The organism is Methanobacterium veterum, assembly GCF_000745485.1.
Lineage (GTDB): Archaea > Methanobacteriota > Methanobacteria > Methanobacteriales > Methanobacteriaceae > Methanobacterium_D > Methanobacterium_D veterum.
Genome location: NZ_KN050694.1, coordinates 254,886 through 273,231, shown reverse-complemented (window position 1 = coordinate 273,231; position 18,346 = coordinate 254,886). Strand labels below are relative to the sequence as shown.

15 protein-coding genes are annotated in these 18,346 nt (G+C 33.4%); 7 read left to right on the top strand and 8 right to left on the bottom strand.

From position 1 onward, the window contains the following. Positions 1–23: 23 nt before the first annotated feature. Positions 24–209: a 4-oxalocrotonate tautomerase DmpI gene (gene dmpI / locus EJ01_RS15165; RefSeq protein ID WP_048082562.1), complete on the top strand. Its 186-nt coding sequence runs from the start codon at positions 24–26 to the stop codon at positions 207–209. A gap of 310 nt (positions 210–519) precedes the next feature. Next, entirely contained in the window at positions 520–756 is a 237-nt protein-coding gene (locus EJ01_RS15160) for a TRAM domain-containing protein (protein WP_048082561.1), read from the top strand. A 121-nt stretch (positions 757–877) separates the two neighbouring features. On the opposite strand, the gene EJ01_RS15155 is transcribed toward EJ01_RS15160, so the two are convergent. From EJ01_RS15155 to uvrB, 5 genes are all read right to left on the bottom strand, one after another. Further along, positions 878–1,492 (bottom strand): PrsW family glutamic-type intramembrane protease, encoded by a 615-nt coding sequence (locus EJ01_RS15155; protein ID WP_048082560.1) that lies wholly within the window; start codon positions 1,490–1,492, stop codon positions 878–880. A 46-nt stretch (positions 1,493–1,538) separates the two neighbouring features. Continuing rightward, positions 1,539–2,381 carry a DUF362 domain-containing protein gene (locus EJ01_RS15150; RefSeq protein WP_157197652.1) on the bottom strand — a complete coding sequence of 281 codons (843 nt, stop codon included), beginning with the start codon at positions 2,379–2,381 and terminating at the stop codon, positions 1,539–1,541. Between the two features lie 255 nt (positions 2,382–2,636). Further along, on the bottom strand, positions 2,637–4,724 hold the full coding sequence (locus EJ01_RS16795; protein ID WP_052376262.1) for a CHASE4 domain-containing protein: 2,088 nt from the start codon (positions 4,722–4,724) through the stop codon (positions 2,637–2,639). Positions 4,725–4,941: 217 nt separating this feature from the next. After that, positions 4,942–7,848 carry an excinuclease ABC subunit UvrA gene (gene uvrA, locus EJ01_RS15140; protein WP_048082558.1) on the bottom strand — a complete coding sequence of 969 codons (2,907 nt, stop codon included), beginning with the start codon at positions 7,846–7,848 and terminating at the stop codon, positions 4,942–4,944. Further along, on the bottom strand, positions 7,848–9,803 hold the full coding sequence (gene uvrB, locus EJ01_RS15135; protein ID WP_048082557.1) for an excinuclease ABC subunit UvrB: 1,956 nt from the start codon (positions 9,801–9,803) through the stop codon (positions 7,848–7,850). Before uvrB ends, uvrA begins: the two co-directional genes overlap by 1 nt. Positions 9,804–10,503: 700 nt before the next feature. On the opposite strand from uvrB, the gene EJ01_RS15130 reads away from it, so the two are divergent. The 4 genes from EJ01_RS15130 (at position 10,504) to EJ01_RS15115 (ending at position 15,157) form a co-directional block, all read left to right on the top strand. Further along, positions 10,504–11,229: a DUF169 domain-containing protein gene (locus EJ01_RS15130; RefSeq protein WP_245611233.1), complete on the top strand. Its 726-nt coding sequence runs from the start codon at positions 10,504–10,506 to the stop codon at positions 11,227–11,229. Positions 11,230–11,298: 69 nt separating this feature from the next. Continuing rightward, positions 11,299–13,074: an excinuclease ABC subunit UvrC gene (gene uvrC, locus EJ01_RS15125; protein ID WP_048082555.1), complete on the top strand. Its 1,776-nt coding sequence runs from the start codon at positions 11,299–11,301 to the stop codon at positions 13,072–13,074. 78 nt (positions 13,075–13,152) lie between these two features. After that, entirely contained in the window at positions 13,153–14,403 is a 1,251-nt protein-coding gene (locus EJ01_RS15120) for a methanogen output domain 1-containing protein (protein ID WP_048082554.1), read from the top strand. Positions 14,404–14,449: 46 nt separating this feature from the next. Then, positions 14,450–15,157 carry an ATPase domain-containing protein gene (locus EJ01_RS15115; RefSeq protein ID WP_048082553.1) on the top strand — a complete coding sequence of 236 codons (708 nt, stop codon included), beginning with the start codon at positions 14,450–14,452 and terminating at the stop codon, positions 15,155–15,157. A 36-nt stretch (positions 15,158–15,193) separates the two neighbouring features. Here the strand turns inward: EJ01_RS15115 and EJ01_RS15110 are convergent, their stop codons facing one another. The 3 genes from EJ01_RS15110 to EJ01_RS15100 all read right to left on the bottom strand — a co-directional run bounded on the left by EJ01_RS15110 (position 15,194) and on the right by EJ01_RS15100 (position 17,124). Further along, entirely contained in the window at positions 15,194–15,454 is a 261-nt protein-coding gene (locus tag EJ01_RS15110) for a hypothetical protein (protein WP_048082552.1), read from the bottom strand. Between the two features lie 273 nt (positions 15,455–15,727). Then, entirely contained in the window at positions 15,728–16,756 is a 1,029-nt protein-coding gene (locus EJ01_RS15105; protein WP_048082551.1) for a M42 family metallopeptidase, read from the bottom strand. A 113-nt stretch (positions 16,757–16,869) separates the two neighbouring features. After that, a complete protein-coding gene (locus EJ01_RS15100; protein WP_048082550.1) occupies positions 16,870–17,124 on the bottom strand; it encodes a hypothetical protein in 255 nt (84 codons plus the stop codon). 443 nt (positions 17,125–17,567) lie between these two features. Between EJ01_RS15100 and EJ01_RS15095 the strand changes: the two genes are divergently transcribed. Then, positions 17,568–18,317, top strand: a complete 750-nt coding sequence (locus tag EJ01_RS15095) for a 4-phosphopantoate--beta-alanine ligase (protein WP_048082549.1) — start codon at positions 17,568–17,570, stop codon at positions 18,315–18,317. The last annotated feature ends 29 nt before the right edge of the window (positions 18,318–18,346 follow it).

Sequence of the window (18,346 nt, the reverse complement as noted above, 5' to 3'; positions counted from 1 at the left end):
CAATAAATTTAAGGAGTGATATCATGCCTGTAATTACAATAGAAGGACCTAAATTAACAAAACAACAAAAAGAAGAACTTGTAAAAACTATTGCAGAAAGTGCAAGTAAAATAATGGGATTACCAGTAGAAGCAATTGTGACTATAATAAGGGAAGTTGAAGCAGAAAACGTGGGGACTGGGAATATTCTGTTATGCAACAGGAAATAATAGCCTTTACTAATCTAATCTAAAATAATTTACCTGAATTTTTCAAATATATTTCTTTTTATAAATTTTCTAATTTTAATTATACTGCCTTAAAAACAGCATTAAATTAACTAAAATCTTCAAAATACCATATATTTTTAGAATAATTTTATGAAAATAAAAATGTTAAATTTTTAGAATATACTGCAGTTATAACCGCCTGTAATTATCTAAAATTCTTTTTAAATTTAAAAAATAGCATAACTATATATACCTATAAATCAAACTGTATTACAGGTCATTTATATGGCCGTATTTAGGACGTGATGAATTGTTTAATAATAATTACGGAAGAGATAATTACTCAAATAGAGGAAATTCTTCTTCTCCTTTAAACGAAGGCGAAGAATACGATGTTAAAATTGAAGATCTTGGAAGAGACGGCGATGGAATCGCAAGAATAGAAGGATTTGTTGTTTTTGTAACAGGCGCTAAAATAGGCGATGAAGTTAAAATTAAAATCACTTCTATAAGAAGAAACTTTGGTTTTGCTGAAATAGTAGAATAATTAAATTAAATTCATGAAAATCATTATTTCATAAACTTAATTTTTTTAAATTATATTTTATTTTTTTAGTTTTAATAAGCTTAATTTAACTATATTTTATTGTAATATCTATTTTTAATCGTTAATCAACGAAATAACTACCATCAATAAACTGCTCAGTAGTCTTAAGATAAAACCTCAAACAAAGATAATAAGCACCAATATTGGCTACAATAATACCAATATCTCCCGTTTCAATCATTGCTGAAAAGTTATTCAAGATGTGTAAACCAACAGCAATTAAATAAAATTTTAAAGGCTGCTTTTTTGCAATACCATATGCAACTATAGACGTGGCTGATGCATGAAATAAAATTCCAGGCAGTCTTACTATTACAGGTATATTAAGTACAAATACATACAGTACAAATTCTGTTATACCAAATCCTAGACCAACCAGGAACCCTAAAATAAAAATGGATCTTTCAGTTTCACCATGTCTATAAAATAAGGGATATGCTTTGGCAAACTCTTCAATAAAGGGAGTGAAAATAATTATTGAAATTAGACTGGCAAAAAAAGAAGGGAAAACATCTAAAAAATTTCTTGTAAATGATCCAAAAAGAAGGGTTATAGGAATACTAACTATTATCCCTGAAAGTAAAAAGAAAAGTTTCTCTTTTAAATTGGGCCTATGTGGTTCTATAATTAAATTATCTTGATAATATCTTATTTTATCATCTCGAGCATCAGGCATATGATAAATACTCCCAATATAATTTTAAAATATAAAAGTAAAAGATCTATTCTTCAAGTATTTTCATTATGCTTTCTGCATCGCCGTCGCTCTCATCGTTTAATGGGACTAATTCAATTTCCTGCGCGGATTTAACTCCTATTCCTAACTCTGCAGCTCTTTGAATTTGATCCAGCTCAAAAATTGGGCCTTTGCTAATACCAGTCTTAACACCATAATTTCTAAGAATTGCAACCCCTACTGCATCCATTGCTACTCGATCAGCGGATGCAAGAATAAGATTTGGCTCCACAACTTCTCCCTGTTCAGGTCCCTTTGTTATAAAAGCATGTATAGCATCCATAACGATCAGATCAACATTGTAGTGCTTGTTAATTTCAGCAATCATAAGTCTTTGATAGGGAGACACATGTAATTCAGCCATATAATTATATAAACCGTTAGGAAGTCTTTTTGCAACGATTCCAACAGAATTTTTAAGTGATAATGTAAAATGGCCCCCAAATCTATGTGTTTTAAGACAGCACGTCTGGACAACTTTATCAGATTCCAGAAATATTTTTGATATATAAAACCCTTTAACCCAGTGAGTTCCTTCTTTTTCAACCTTCACCCATTTATCTTTATCTTCTTCATCGAGCACAACGACTTCAAAGTCGAGTTTATCTGATAATTCAAAAACTCCCATTTTCTCAAGGACATTGCGGGTGTTACCCATTCCACTACGTTCGGCTAAAGTTAAATCCGAGACATTAGATTCATTCAGTTTTTTAATAATTGCATGAAGTGTATCGATGTGTGTTGAAGCTGGAAACGGATCAGCACTGTTAAAATTAGATTTTAATGCAACTTTATCCCCTGAAAATTCATCTATTTTAAAATGATCCATTAAATTATTTATTCCCGAGTATCTATCTTTAGTTTTAACTAAAAATACTTTGCTATTCTTATTTTGACCTATAAGATTACCTCCTCAGGCAAATAACATCCCCCTCATTTAAATAAGATAGTCATACTATGTATCTAAAGACATAATTTATTTTTGGTTATTTAAAAATCAGTGATTTAATATCTTAATTAAATTGATAGGGCCTTAAAAAAGCATAAAATTAAGAATAAATGTCATTCCTAAAATTTAATATAATTAGCTGGTTACTGGACTATTCTGCTCAATTTGGGTGAAAATAATTCGGAATTCTGTTTGGCCGTTACTGTGAAGTTCAACTGTCCCATTAATTTGGTCTACTAATGAGCGTACAAGACGTAAGCCCAGTGTTTCTGAATGTTGTAAATCTACATCTTCTGGAAGCCCTATACCATTATCCCCCACAACTAATAACATATTTTTATTATTCCTGTGAAATTTTATGTATATCCTGCTCTTTTCATGATCACTATTTTCAGCTGGAAAAGCATATTTTAAAGAATTAGTTACAAGTTCATTTATTATAAGACCAACAGGTATTGCAGTATCCGCATTTAAAAAAATCTTATCTGCACTGATGTCGATCTTAATATCATCCTGATTAACTCCATAAGAACCAAACAGATCATCTACTAGATTCTTAATATATCCTGCAAAATCAATTTTTGCAAGTCCTTTAGAATTATAAAGCCTTTCATGAATCATTGCCATGGATTTAACACGATTTTGACTTTCTTTAAAAACTTCAAATGCGTCTTTATCCTTTATATACCTGCTTTGAAGGGACAGCAGACTTGAAATTATCTGCATATTATTTTTAACTCTGTGGTGAATTTCCATTAACAGCGCTTCTTTTTCTCTTAATGATTCTTTAATTTCATTTTCTGCCTGTTTACTATCAGTAATATCCCTTATAATTGCACAGTAAAACTTTTCATTCTTTATCTTCCATGAAATATGTGAAATTTCCAGCATGAACCTGCTTTTATCTTTTTTAAATCCATACGACTCATAGATTACTCCCATATTTTGAGAATTAGCAGAGTTATATGGGTTATCCATCACTTTCTGGTAAGATTCATGGTATTCATCTGGAAATAGAATTGAAATTGGCTTTCCTAAAATCTCATTTTCACTGTATCCAAACATGCGCTGTGCACTTCTATTCCATAACATAATTTTACCAGCGCTATCTGTTAAAACAATGGAGTTATTAGCTAATTCAACTAAAGAACGGAATTCCAGTTCTGATTTTTTTAATTGATCCTGTGACGTTTCTATTCTTGATAACATGCCATTAATTGATTCTGCTAAAGATGAAAGTTCATCTTCCCCATCAGCAAGTATACGCGTAGAGAGATCACCTTTTTTACCTATAATAGAAATATCCTTACTAAATCTAGATAATTTAGAGAGAATAGACCTATCCAGATAAATAAGGGTTATTACAGCAAGAAAACAGCATATTATTAGTAGGGATGTAATAAAATAAGATAGTGTATTTTGATATTCTTTATAAAAACCTCTTGGCCTTTCCGTTTTTAGAATAAATGCAGGTTTTCCATCAATATCATTTATGAGAGCATAACCTGCAATATAACTATCATTTATTGGTTTAATAAAAAATGGGGAACTTTGAGACATTGATTCGCGTGCAGTTTGAAAATCAGCAGGTATATTGAAATCATTGTAACTAATCAATGTAAGAGAAGACTGTATTTCACCAGATAAATGCTGAATTTCAACATCACTTAAATATCGGCCGAAGATTAATGTCCCTTTACTGGGACCATCTCCATTTGAAGTTAAAATAGGGTGTGAAACAATTATCATCGGTCCCTCTGGAAGCATGATGATCCCTTTTACACCATCTTGAGAACTCAGTAAAATATTATCTTTAGATATATACTTCTTAATACCTTCAGAAACAGGTTTTTCTTCCTTTTTTTGAAGATCGAATTCTTTGCCATAGACAATATTTCCGGAATTATCAACATAAATGATCAGATTAAGTTTCAAACCAGTAAAAGTAGAATTTAAAAGATTACTTTGTATATATCTTGAATTATGATTCTGTATGAAAATATACGTGTCATCCCAGACTGCCCAGTCATTAATAGTTTTATTTAAATCAGAAATTTCACCTGAAAGCACATTTGTAGCTAGCTGAATATTCTGGAGTGTGTTCTGTTCTTCAAGTGTTTGAAATCCTCCCATTAAAACAACATTTGAAGCCATGCACATAACAATAATAGAACATGTTATAGTTATTCCAAGGAGTACCAGTGTTTTCTCTCGTAATTTCATTGTTGCCCCATATCGCTCGATCTTTTTATCACTGACACAATTTAGTGTTTATATTAGAAACCTTCATTAATAAAACTATTAGTTTTAATAGATTATTATGCGTGTTTAAGCAAATCATACAAACTTATAAGCCAAAAAAAAGAAGTTTGAGATGAAAAAATAAGTTAAAAAAAAGTAAATTTACTTTTTAGAATATTCTATAAACTGCAGATTAAATTTACTTGTTACCCGAAGACCCCTCTGAAATTACATCATCATCTGATTCAATGGAAGAAATGAGGGGTTTTCCATTTAAAATCTCGTTTAAAAATTCTCCGGTATACGTACCACTTAATGCAACTTCCTCAGGAGTACCTTCTGCAATAACAAGACCTCCCTCATCCCCTCCTTCAGGGCCCAGGTCTATAATATAGTCTGCTGTTTTTATAACATCAAGATTATGTTCTATGACCAGGACTGTGTTTCCAGAATCCCTCAATCTACCAAGAACCTGGAGAAGCTTTTTAATATCTGCAAAGTGAAGTCCTGTGGTTGGTTCGTCAAGTATATAAAGAGTTTTACCAGTACTCTGGCGGCTTAACTCTTTTGAAAGTTTTACTCGCTGAGCTTCCCCACCTGAAAGTGTTGTTGCAGGCTGTCCAAGTTTAATATAACCAAGCCCAACATCATCAAGGGTTTGAAGTTTTTTCTGTATACGTGGAACATTTCTGAAGAAGTGAACTGCCTCTTCAACTGTCATATCCAGCACATCTGCAATATTTTTACCTTTGTACCTCACATCCAGTGTTTCCTTGTTGTAACGCTTCCCTTTGCACACTTCACACGGCACATATACATCTGCCAAAAAGTGCATCTCAATTTTAATTATTCCATCACCACTGCACGCTTCGCATCGTCCGCCTTTTACATTGAAACTGAACCTACCTGGTTTATAACCTCTCTTTTTAGATGCAAGAGTTTCAGCAAATATTTCCCGGATATAGGTAAATACGCCAGTGTAAGTAGCTGGATTCGACCTCGGAGTACGCCCAATTGGAGACTGGTCAATTATAATTACCTTATCAATATTGGAAACTCCATTTATCTTATCATGTTTTCCAGTTGTTACTGGTTTCCTATTAAATTCTCCATAAAGACCTTTATAAAGCACGTCATTTACAAGGGTACTCTTCCCAGAGCCAGAAACTCCCGTAACACATGTAAAGACACCAAGAGGTATTTTTACATCTATATTTCTGAGGTTGTTCTGTCTCGCACCTTTTACAGTAATGAATTTTCCAGTAGGTTTTGCACGTTCTTTTGGAACCTCTATGGTTTCACTCCGGGATAAATATCTTCCAGTTATAGAATCAGGATTATTCATTATTTCAACTGGAGTTCCCATTGCTGTAACCCTTCCACCATGTTCACCTGCTCCAGGGCCTATATCCACAACATAATCTGCAGAGAGTATGGTTTCTTCATCGTGTTCTACAACTACCAGGGTATTTCCAATGTCCCTCAGTTTTTTCAGAGTTTCAATAAGTCGTGCATTGTCCCTCTGGTGCAAACCAATACTCGGTTCATCGAGTATATAAAGAACCCCTACCAGACCTGAACCTATTTGTGTTGCAAGGCGGATCCTTTGGGCTTCACCCCCAGAAAGTGTTCCAGAAGATCTATCAAGTGTAATATAATCAAGCCCTACATCTGATAAAAATCTTAAACGTTCCCTTATCTCTTTTAAGATCTCTTTTCCAATGAAGTGCTGCATCTCAGTAAGTTCAAGTTCTTCAAAGAATTTATATGACTCTTTTATAGGCATTGCAACCACTGCAGTTATGGTTCTATCACCTACGGTCACAGATCTACTTTCAGGGCGCAATCTGGTCCCATTACATGCAGGGCACTTTCTATCACTCATAAACTGCCCAATATAACTTCGCATGTAGTTTGATTTGGTATCTATAAAGAGACGTTCCATTCTCTTTACCACACCTTCAAATTTCCGTTTTACATGGTGTACCCTGCCTTTCCGCCTGAAAGTAAAATCTATTCTTTCAGAAGACCCATAAAGAATTAAATTTTGGTATTTTTTAGGTAATTCTTCAAAAGGAGTTTCCATACTGAATCCATAGTGATCAGCGACTGCTTTAAGCATTTGGTGGTAATAATTATCCTTATTTTTGGATTTACTCCATGGAAGGACTGCTCCATCTTCAAGTGATAAAGTACTGTCCGGTACTACCAGGTCTGTATCTATTTCCATCTTGCTTCCAAGCCCATTACATTCAGGACATGCCCCATGGGGATTGTTAAATGAAAATGTCCTTGGACTTATCTCTTCAAAGTTTATATCGCAGTCCGTACATGCAAAATGCTCACTGAATACTTTTTCTTCCTTTTCACCATCTTTTTCATAGAGTACAACCATGAGGCCGTCTCCAAGTTCAAGGGCAGTTTCAACTGCATCGGCGAGTCTTCTTTTAAAATCAACATCATATCTTATGATTAATCTATCTACAACGACTTCAATTGTATGTTTTTTATTTTTATCAAGATCGATATTTTCGTCCAGGCTTAAAACTTCACCATCGACCCTTACCCTTACAAATCCCTTTTTCTGAAGGTCTTCATATATTTTCTGGTGCTCTCCTTTCCTATCTTTAACAACAGGAGCTAAAATCTGCACTTTAGTTTTTTCTTCTTCTTTATAAATATTATCCACAATCTGGCCCGAAGTCTGTTGTGATATAGGTTTTCCACAGTTGTAACAGTGTGGAGTACCAATTCTTGCGTAAAGAAGCCTTAAATAATCATATATTTCTGTTACTGTTCCCACTGTTGACCTTGGATTCATTTTAGTGGTTTTCTGGTCAATAGATATGGCAGGCGAAAGTCCCTCAATATAATCAACTTCCGGCTTCTTCATCTGCCCTAAAAATTGCCTTGCATAAGCTGAGAGAGATTCCACATATCTCCGCTGTCCCTCAGCATAAATTGTATCAAATGCAAGGGATGATTTTCCAGAACCACTGAGCCCTGTAATTACAACGAATTTATCCCTTGGTAAAGTAACATCTATATTTTTAAGATTGTGTTCCCTTGCACCCTTTATAGTTATACTATCTTTCTTTGTATTCATTACTTTGAAACCCCTTCTAGAATGCTGATTTTATCTCTAATCTTTGCAGCTTTTTCAAAATCAAGTTTCTTTGCAGCTAAAGTCATTTCATGCTCTAAATCCTTAATAAGTAAGCGAACTTCATCTTTTGGCATATTTTCAATATCATCTATTAATTCAATTTTATCCTTTTTCTCTTTTTCCTTGATGGATCTTACCACAGTTTTTGGTGTTATATTGTGTTTTTTATTATATTCAATCTGCAGTTTTCTTCTATTGTTAGTTATTTTAACTGCGGATTCTACAGATTTTGTGATTTCATCAGCGTATATAATTACTTCACCCTCTACATTTCTTGCAGCCCGTCCTATTGTCTGTATAAGTGATGTTTCAGAACGGAGGAAACCTTCTTTATCTGCGTCAAGAATTCCAATTAAAGATACCTCTGGAAGGTCCAGCCCTTCCCTGAGTAAGTTTACTCCCACAAGACAGTCAAATTCACCACGTCTGAGGTCATCGATAATTTCAATACGTTCCAATGTGCTTATTTCTGAGTGGAGGTACCTCACTTTAACTCCAATTTTTGCATAGTAATCTGTAAGGTCTTCTGCCATTTTTTTGGTTAATGTAGTTACCAGAATTCTCTGATTTTTCTTAATTCTTTTTTGAACTTCCCCTAAAAGGTGATCTACCTGCCCTTTAACTGGTTTTATTATCACCTTTGGATCAATGAGCCCTGTAGGCCTTATAATCTGCTCTACAGTATTCTGACTTTTCGCGAGTTCATAATTTGCAGGAGTTGCAGAAACATAAATAACCTGATTCATTAGACTCTCAAACTCTTCAAAGTTAAGAGGTCTGTTTTCACGGGCTGACGGGAGCCTGAATCCATAATCTACAAGTGAATCCTTACGTGCGCGATCTCCAGCATACATTCCCCCAATTTGAGGTACTGTAACGTGGGATTCGTCGATTATTGTTAAAAAATTCTCTGGGAAATATTTTATAAGAGTGTGAGGCATGCTGCCCCATTTTCTACCGCTTAAATGAAGTGAATAATTTTCAACCCCAGGACAGTATCCCATTTCCTGAAGCATTTCCATATCAAACCTTGTTCTCTGTTCAAGGCGTTGTGCTTCCAGTAGTTTGTTTTGAGACCTTAAAATAGTTAATCTATCTTCCAATTCCATTTCAATGTCTTTTAATGCTTTCTGCATTTTACTGTCAGAAATAACGAAGTGTTTTGCAGGAAATATAGTTATTCTATCTATTTTTTTGGCTACATTTCCCCTCAAAGGGTCTATATAAGATATTCCATCTATCTCATCTCCAAAGAGTTCTATCCTTACAGGAAGTGAACCGTGAACTGGAAATATTTCTATTACGTCTCCTCTTGCTCTAAATTTTCCCCTTGTAAAATCTATATCATTTCTTTCATACTGTATATGGACGAGTTTTGATAATATTTCCTCTCGTTCCATCGTTTCTCCAACTCTCATATGCAACAAGTGATCTCCATAGTCCTCAGGAGATCCAATACCATATATACATGAAACGCTTGAAACTACTATCACATCATCCCTTGAAAGTAGTGATTGTGTTGCTGAGTGTCTCATCTGGTCTATTTCATCGTTTATACTGGCTTCTTTATCTATGAATGTATCAGTGTGGGGAATATATGCTTCCGGCTGGTAGTAGTCATAATAACTTACAAAATATTCCACAGCATTTTCAGGGAAAAATTCTTTAAATTCTTCATAAAGTTGTGCAGCAAGTGTTTTATTGTGTGACATGACCAATGTAGGTTTATTTATCTCTTTAATCACATTTGCCATTGTAAATGTCTTTCCGGATCCTGTAACTCCAAGTAGTGTTTGATGCTTTAATCCATCATTTATACCATTTACAAGCGAATTTATTGCTTTTGGTTGATCTCCTAATGGTTTATAATTTGAATTGAGTTTAAATCCTGTCATTTCTCTTTCCTCTGTATGAAAAGGGTATTTTAACATTTTTCTAAAATCTTTTGATAGTTTAAGTTTTGTATTGATATAAAATAGGTTTTGAGTAAGAGCATTAGAAAAGTAATAGGTGCCCTAAATGTCATTTTGAAGCTGTAACACAAAGCCATATTTGATACTTAAATCACCTTATAAGTATTTTAATTTCTAATTTATTCGTTTTAATCCGTTTATTACTGTTTTATTCTTAGATACTTGCTTAAATCTTTTTATTTCTCTTTCCTCTTTTTTGAAAAAAAGATAACTTTTATATATATTATTATAACTTATAAGAAAATAACTTTATTAATATTGGGAAGTATGATATAAATAATTGATGGTATAACGAAGGTTGAAGAAAATACTACGTATTTTCTGAACCCCAAAAATATTTCTAATATTTTTGGAGGTTGAAGGAAAATATATGATTTTCCTGAACATCAATTTTTAGAAAAAGATGAAGGTTGAGAAAAATGCAAAGCATGCAAAAATCTGCGATTTTTGCTGTGTCAAAATTTTCAATTTTGACAATATTTTCTGAACATTCGAAATTTCTTATTTCGATGCTCTAAATCATAGATTTCAAGAGCCACATAAATCATAAATTTATAAGGTGGTTAAAACGGAAAATAGTTCCATAAAAAAAATTGGAAAGAGTCTTAAAATTGGTGGAAAGTTGAATACAAACCCCATAGCTGTTTATAGTTCTGAAACGATCCCTGAAGGGGCAGTACCTATGTGTTCTCTTGATCGTTGCGTTGCTAAAGCCATAATGTTAGCTTCTATAAATGAAGATCAACCTCCATTATATATTGGCAAAGATACCCTTAAAGGCTGCTGTCCTGGATCAATGACATATTTAGGGTTCACTAAACCCCTCAAATTCATTAAATACTTCGTTTCTACAGGAAATGAAAAATTTAGAGGTGGGGAAGCAGAATATCTTAAAGCTGGACCGGAGTATGTTGAAGGGTTTTTAGAATCCATTGGGGAAATAAAACCACTTGGGAAATACCTTATAATACAGAGATGTGAAGATGTAGAAGATAATGTTGATGTTAAATCAATCCTCTGCTTCGGTAATGGAGAACAAATAAGAAATTTAAGCAGTATTATACACTTTAGAACTAAAAACCCATTTAATGCAATTAGTATGGCTTTTGGCCCTTCATGTGCAACTTTTGTTACTTACCCTGCAGGAATGGCTGAAAAAGCTCCAAAAGATACTGCATTTGTGGGTCCTGTAGATCCAACTGGAAACGTATGGTTCCCCCCAGAATACATGGCTATTGGCATACCATTAAAAATTGCAGAAGGGATGCATGAAGATTTGAATAATTCCTTCGCTGTAAAAAGGCCGCAAGTTGCTTCTCCTAAAACAAGAGATAATATAATTTCTTAAAATAACACTTAAATCAGTGTTTCTTTTTTTATTACATTCAAGACCACTAAAAATACAAGAGGCGATTAAATGTCAAATCGTTGCAGTAATCCAGATAATTTACCCAATAAACCCGGCGTATATATAATGAGAAATATTGATGACGATGTAATCTACGTTGGAAAGGCTAAATCATTAATTAAAAGAGTCAAATCCTATTTCAGCAAATCAGAATTACCTTTAAAAACAAAATTGCTCATGAGCCATTTTCATAACTTAGAGTATATTATAACAGATACAGAAAAAGAAGCACTTATTCTGGAATCCAATCTCATAAAAAAGTACAAACCAAAGTATAATATTCGATTAAAGGATGACAAAAGATATCCCTATATTAAAATAACCAACGAAAAGTTTCCAAGGATTTTAATTACAAGAAATGTTAGAGATGATGGTGCATTTTACTATGGACCATTTACAGATGTTGGATCTGTAAGGAGGATGGTCAAATCATTAAAAGCTATTTTTAAAATAAGGGCCTGCAGGAAAATGGACGGGCCATGTCTCAACTATCAAATTCATCTTTGCAGTGCTCCATGCGGAGGCAAAATAACTGAAACATCTTACAATGAAATTGTAGAGAAAATTAACCTGTTCTTTGAGGGTAAATATAATAAAATAATTGATATGCTAAATAAGATGATGGTAGAAGCTGCAGAGAACCATGAATTCGAAAAGGCAGCAGTACTGCGGGATCAAATTATGTCTGTAGACAGCATTCTTGAAAAACAGAAAATAGAATTTGATAGAGGCCTTGAACAGGACGTAATAGCATGTTCATACGATGAAAAACTGGCTTGTGTAGTTGTATTTTCCATAAGAGACGGCAAAATCATCGGAAAAGATGATTTCTTAATGAGCGGAACGGAAGGCACATTACCAGATAAAATCCTTTCAGCATTTCTAAAACAGTATTATATGAGCCCAAGACATGTGCCGTCAGAAATTATTATACAGTACAAACCTGATGAAAAGGATCTGATTGAAGAATGGTTGTCTTCCAACCAGGAATATGAAGTAGCTCTTAGAACTCCTAAAAATGTAACAGAAACCCGTTTGGTTCAGATGGTAGCTAAAAATGCGGAAATAATTAAGAATCAAGAGAAAGAAGTCAGAAATACTTTGCTTGATCTTCAAAGATACATTAAACTCCCTAGAATACCAAGACATATTGAATGTTTTGATATTTCAAATATCAGCGGCAAACATGCAGTTGGATCTATGGTTGTTTTTGAAGACGGCATGCCTAAAAAAAGTAAATATCGAAAATTTAAAGTAGAAATTCCTGGTCCTGATGATTATGCCATGATGCGGGATGTTTTAAGCAGAAGGTACAGCAAGATTGCCACTGGAGATGAGGATAAAAAGCCGGATCTTATCATAGTAGATGGAGGAAAAGGACAGCTTAATGTGGCATTAGACGTTTTAAAATCATTTAATTTGGACGATATACCTACTATTGGGTTAGCTAAAGAATTCGAGCATGTATTTGTCCCAAATAATTCGACCCCCATAATTTTACCTAGAAATTCCGAAGCTTTACATCTCCTGCAGAGGATAAGAGATGAAGCACATAGATTTGCAGTTACTTACCATAAAAAACTTAGATCTCGCGAATTGAAGTATTCTGTGCTTGACGGGATAAAGGGAGTTGGGGAAAAACGAAAAATAAAACTGCTTAAACATTTTGGTGACATTAACAGCATAAAAAATGCCAGTGTTGAAGAGTTAGCAAGTGTTGAGAGTATAAATAAAAACTTAGCATTTATCATCTACAAGCACCTGCATAAAAGCAGTACTGCTTAGTATGAATCTTATAAATCCTTTATGATTGTGTGCAAAAGGCAATATTAATATATTTAAAGCTTTAAAATAGTATGCATTATGGCATCTTTTAAAATTCTTGTTGTTGAAGATGAAAGTATTGTAGCCATGGATATCAAACACAGGCTGGAAAATATGGGTTATATCGTGCCTGCAATCACGTCTTCAGGTGAAGAAGCTGTAGAAAAAGCTTCGGAAACTAATCCTGATCTAGTACTTATGGATATTGTACTAAAGGGAGAAATGGACGGTATTGACGCTGCCCAACAAATAAAAGATAATCTTGATATCCCTGTCGTATATCTAACAGCATATTCTGATGAAAGAACCCTTAAAAGAGCTAAAATAACAGGTCCTTTTGGTTACATTATTAAACCTTTCGAAGATAGAGAACTGCACAGTGCCATTGAAGTTGCGCTCTACAAGTATGAAATGGAAAGCAAATTAAAGGCAAATGAGAAATGGCTTTCTACAACTCTTGAAAGTATTGGTGATGCTGTAATTACCACTGATAAAGATGGATGCATCACATTCATGAACCCCATTGCTCAAAAGATTACAGAATGGAAACAGGATGAGGCTTTAGGAAAACCATTGGAAAGTATTTTTAAAATTATTAATGAAGAAACTGGCAGTCCAGTAGAAAGTCCAGTTACAGAAGTGCTTCAAAAAGGTTCCATAACTGGTATGAAAGATCACACCATTTTGATAACTAAAAATGGGAGACATATACCAATTGATGACACAAGTTCCCCTATCAAAGATGATAAAAACAATATAAATGGTATCGTACTTATATTCCAAGACATAACAGAACGTAAGAATGCTGAAAAAGAAAAAGAACAGCTTTTAAAAGAAAAAGCTAGAGGTGAGCTTTTCGGTTTCCTTTTAAGTGCTATGCCTGTATTTGCATCAAATATACCTCCTCAGATAAGAAATAATATTGCAAAAAGTTTTTCAGACCGTTTTGAAATAAACATGAAACCAAAGTTTGAAGAAGGTAAACCCAATTTAAATGAAAATATCTTAAACTACTATACTAAATGGATAAAAGGATTTCTATCAAATCTGGGTATTGAAGCAGAGGATACATTAGAAAATCACCAAAATTATCTTAAATTTTCAAATTGTCCATGGGAAAAAGAAGCAGAATACAGTCCTATGTTCTGCATGATATGCAGAATAATTATATTACGTAGTTTTACATGGACATCTATTAAAGGCAATGTGGAACAGATATCATGCATGGCTGAAGGTTCAGATAAATGTACATTTGAATTTATACTGGCTAAAGACCATATACTTAAATAATGAAGTTAACTTATTTTATTTATATAGAGTTAAAGGAGACATAACATTGGAAAGAGTAAAAACAGGCATATCAGTATTAGATCACATTACCGGCGGATTTCCGGCAAGTAGGACAATGCTTCTTACAGGGGATGCAGGTTCCGGAAAAACAATATTTGGACTTCATTTTGCAAAAAACAGCTGTGATCAAGGACTTAAAACAGCATACATAACTACAGAAGAAGACGCTCATGATCTTAATACACAGGGTAACTCTTTCAACTGGAATTTAGAAAAATTCCAGGAAAATGGCCTTTTAACTTTCATTGAACTGGCAGGAGCTAGAGCAAAGGTAACTGAGGCTGCAATGAGCATAGATATTGGTACTATGAAGGGTAACTTTGCTAAAATTCTACAAAACATTCCTGAAGATATTGAAGTCATTATTTTAGACAGCCTTGGAAGTTACACCGCTAAGTTAACACCTTATGAATTTAGAGACCGCTTCGATCTGCTGGTATATGAACTGAAAAAGAGGGACATTACTGCACTTGTGATACTTGACAGTGCCACTTCCCAAGAATTTAATGAACTGGCATTATTTTCAGTTTATGGAGCTATAAAGCTCATGAAACGTGAAAATCCATACACAGGCCGTAGGGAAAGAGTAATGGATATCGTGAAAATGAGGAGCACTAAAACACCTACTCAATTCATGACCTATGAAATAAATTCAACTGGAATTGAAATACTATCCAGTTCAGAACCTAAATAAGTATATTTATATCCAATTTACATTCTACTTTTTTAATTACTCTTCTTCGCCATAATTTAAAAAGGCGAGCCTAACATCGATTAAAGCTTCACATACTGCCATATCCATTATAGATTTTAACAACAACTCTATATCTTCATCTTGTTCTTTACTCCATTTATTCCCATATAAAGGCTTAAATAATTTCTTTAAAACACCCAGTGCTTCTTCTTTGTTTTTAGCTATATGTTCTTCCAGTTCTTTATTTCCTTCTTCAAATTCTTTTAAATCTATATCATTATGTTCATGCTCTGCCATCTTAACCACCATATTCCATCACTAAGCGTTTAGTACACAGTAACTTGAAAATAAGTTACAACGTGTAAACTATATTTATTAAACTCCCATTCAACATACTAAAAATTATAATTGATACAAACTAAATAAAGTTACATATTCAAAATAATTAATATAAAACCAAAGTTTAATAATATCCCAGAAAAAGGTTTTTTTACTTTCATTCTATTCTAACTGATTTTAAAACAAATTTGTGTTTAAAAAATAAAATAATTAAAATATAAAGTTTAATTATTAAGCATTTTCAAGTGCAGCCACCAGTAATTTTACAGTATTTTCAACATCATCAAGGTCTACAACCTCAACTGGTGTGTGAATATACCTTGTTGGAGCTGATAAAACACCTGTAGGAATTCCTTCCCTTGTAAGGTGAATTGCTGTTGCATCTGTGGTACCGCCTTCACTTACTTCAAGCTGATATGGAATATCTTCTCTTTCAGCTGCTTCAATAAGGAGTTTTTTGACTTTAGAATGAGTTATTATACCTCTTCCACTGGCATCAGTTAAAATTATAGCAGGTCCGCCTCCAAGTTTTGCAGGGGCTTCGTCTTCCTTAATTCCAGGGTGGTCCCCAGATATTGTAACATCTAAAGCTATAGCTAAATCAGGATTTATTTTAAATGCTGAAGTTTTTGCTCCTTTAAGTCCAACTTCTTCCTGTACAGTTCCAACGGCATATATGGTAGCGTCGCTTTTAATCCTTTTCATAACTTCAATAAGCACTAAACAGCCTACCCTATTATCAAATGCCTTCCCTGCAACAATAGAACCTCTAAGTGTGGAAAATTCACGTTTAATTGTTGCAACATCACCAACATTGACTATTTTCTCTGCTTCTTCTTTGTCCTTTGCCCCGATGTCTATGAACATATTTTCATATTCAACAGCTTTTTTTCTCTCTGCTGCTTTCATCCTGTGGGGTGGTTTTGAACCTAAAACTCCCAGAACTTTCCCATTATCTGTGTGGATATAAACTTCCTGGTTTAAAAGCATCTGGTCATTTATTCCCCCAATTTTAGAGAATTTAATGAATCCATCTTTATCAATGTGTCTTACCATTAGCCCAATTTCATCCATATGGGCTGCAAGCATTATCTTTTTCCCATTTTCTTTCCCTTTTTTAACCATTATGAGGTTACCAAGATTATCGGTTTCGATTTCATCCACATGGTCTTTTACTTCATCTGTTATAATTTCTCGAATATTTTCTTCAAAACCGGATACTCCAGCTGCATTTGATAATTTTTCTAATATATCTTTCATATAAACGCCTCTTACCTTGTGGTTTAAACAAGATTTCATTAAACTCAAATTTTTAGTTCAAAAATGTCCAAATTTAGTATTTAAACAATTTTTCCTAAAAAAATTATTTTACCTTATCTCGATAGTGATTTTATTAAAATTAATAGTCCAATCAGCACGACTAATATTGGGCCGGCCTGCTGTTTTATAAATTCCATAGGAATATATCCCATGTTTATAGCATACCAAATTAAACCAGCCACAATAACAATGATACTTAGATATATGCCCCATTTGTTAACTCTGCTTTTTTTTATTTCTCTTCCCTCAGGTCTTCCAATTGGTTCATTATCATTATCTGGCCTGTTTATTTCTATTCTTTCTTTCATGTTATCCCCGTATTATTTTATATCATACTGGTTAAAAATATCTTTGCATTAAAACAATTATATGAATTGTTTTAATTTCTTTTAAATATGTTTCATATATTACTTGCTAGTTTAAATATTTAATTAAGGCCATATTATAAACAGAAAAGCTGTAATTAAAAGTTTTATGAAAGTTAATTAACAGGGAACCCCTGGAGTGCATTTCAATTAATTACCTCAAACTCTGAGGCTATAAGTATGTGTTTATACATAGTTAATGTAACAAAAAATTAGGAATATAGATCTTTTTAACTATCTTATAAAATCATATCTGGGTTAATAGAAGTATTGATAATTATACAGACATTTGAATATTAAATAAATAGCTATACCTTATTAATATAATAAAATAGCCAGGATATAGAATTTTTACTGATTAATTAAATTTTACAGGACTAATTAATATGATACCAAAGAGCCATCCAAGATATAAATCTTTAATTTCAAGAGATAAAATTGTAAATGCATATAAATCTGGAATTTTAGCCGATTCTGGAATGATAGCCCATGGAAGAGGAGAAGCTTTTGATTATTTAATTGGAGAAAAAACAACTGAAACTGCAGAAAAAGCTATAGAAGCAGCAGCTGCAGCTTTAATCCTTGCAAAAAATCCAGTTATATCTGTAAATGGTAACACCACTGCCCTTGTTCCAGAGCATGTTGTAGAATTAGCAGAAGCTTTAGGGGCAAAAATTGAGATAAACCTTTTTTACCGAACTCCTGAAAGAGTTAAAACCATCTGGAAATTTTTAAAAGATCAGGGAGCCGGAGAAATTTTAGGTACAGAAGAGGAAGATTTCAAACATATTGAAGGTCTGGATAGTCCAAGGGGAAGCGTCAGCCCTGAAGGTATGTATAAAGCAGATGTGATCCTGGTTCCACTGGAAGATGGTGACAGAACAGAAGCGCTGGTAAAGGAAGGTAAATTTGTAATAGCTATAGACTTAAATCCATTATCACGGACAGCTAAAACTGCATCATTAACTGTAGTCGACAATATTACAAGGGCAATGCCGTGTCTTACCCATAAAGTAAATAAACTTAAGACTAAGAACCCAGATGAACTAAAAAAACTGATGGATAATTTTAACAATATTAATAACCTTAAAGAATCATTGAAGATTATGTTAAATTCCATTAAGGAATTTGAATAACGATGAAATTTCAAAACAATGGACTTATC

Excerpts from the sequence above, each read along its gene's own strand:
- dmpI (WP_048082562.1), top strand. The coding sequence starts at position 24 with ATGCCTGTAATTACAATAGAAGGACCTAAATTAACAAAACAACAAAAA.
- EJ01_RS15155 (WP_048082560.1), bottom strand. The coding sequence starts at position 1,492 with ATGCCTGATGCTCGAGATGATAAAATAAGATATTATCAAGATAATTTA.
- EJ01_RS15150 (WP_157197652.1), bottom strand. The coding sequence starts at position 2,381 with ATGGATCATTTTAAAATAGATGAATTTTCAGGGGATAAAGTTGCATTA.
- EJ01_RS16795 (WP_052376262.1), bottom strand. The coding sequence starts at position 4,724 with ATGAAATTACGAGAGAAAACACTGGTACTCCTTGGAATAACTATAACA.
- uvrA (WP_048082558.1), bottom strand. The coding sequence starts at position 7,848 with ATGAATACAAAGAAAGATAGTATAACTATAAAGGGTGCAAGGGAACAC.
- uvrB (WP_048082557.1), bottom strand. The coding sequence starts at position 9,803 with ATGACAGGATTTAAACTCAATTCAAATTATAAACCATTAGGAGATCAA.
- uvrC (WP_048082555.1), top strand. The coding sequence starts at position 11,299 with ATGTCAAATCGTTGCAGTAATCCAGATAATTTACCCAATAAACCCGGC.
- EJ01_RS15120 (WP_048082554.1), top strand. The coding sequence starts at position 13,153 with ATGGCATCTTTTAAAATTCTTGTTGTTGAAGATGAAAGTATTGTAGCC.
- EJ01_RS15110 (WP_048082552.1), bottom strand. The coding sequence starts at position 15,454 with ATGGCAGAGCATGAACATAATGATATAGATTTAAAAGAATTTGAAGAA.
- EJ01_RS15105 (WP_048082551.1), bottom strand. The coding sequence starts at position 16,756 with ATGAAAGATATATTAGAAAAATTATCAAATGCAGCTGGAGTATCCGGT.
- EJ01_RS15100 (WP_048082550.1), bottom strand. The coding sequence starts at position 17,124 with ATGAAAGAAAGAATAGAAATAAACAGGCCAGATAATGATAATGAACCA.
- EJ01_RS15095 (WP_048082549.1), top strand. The coding sequence starts at position 17,568 with ATGATACCAAAGAGCCATCCAAGATATAAATCTTTAATTTCAAGAGAT.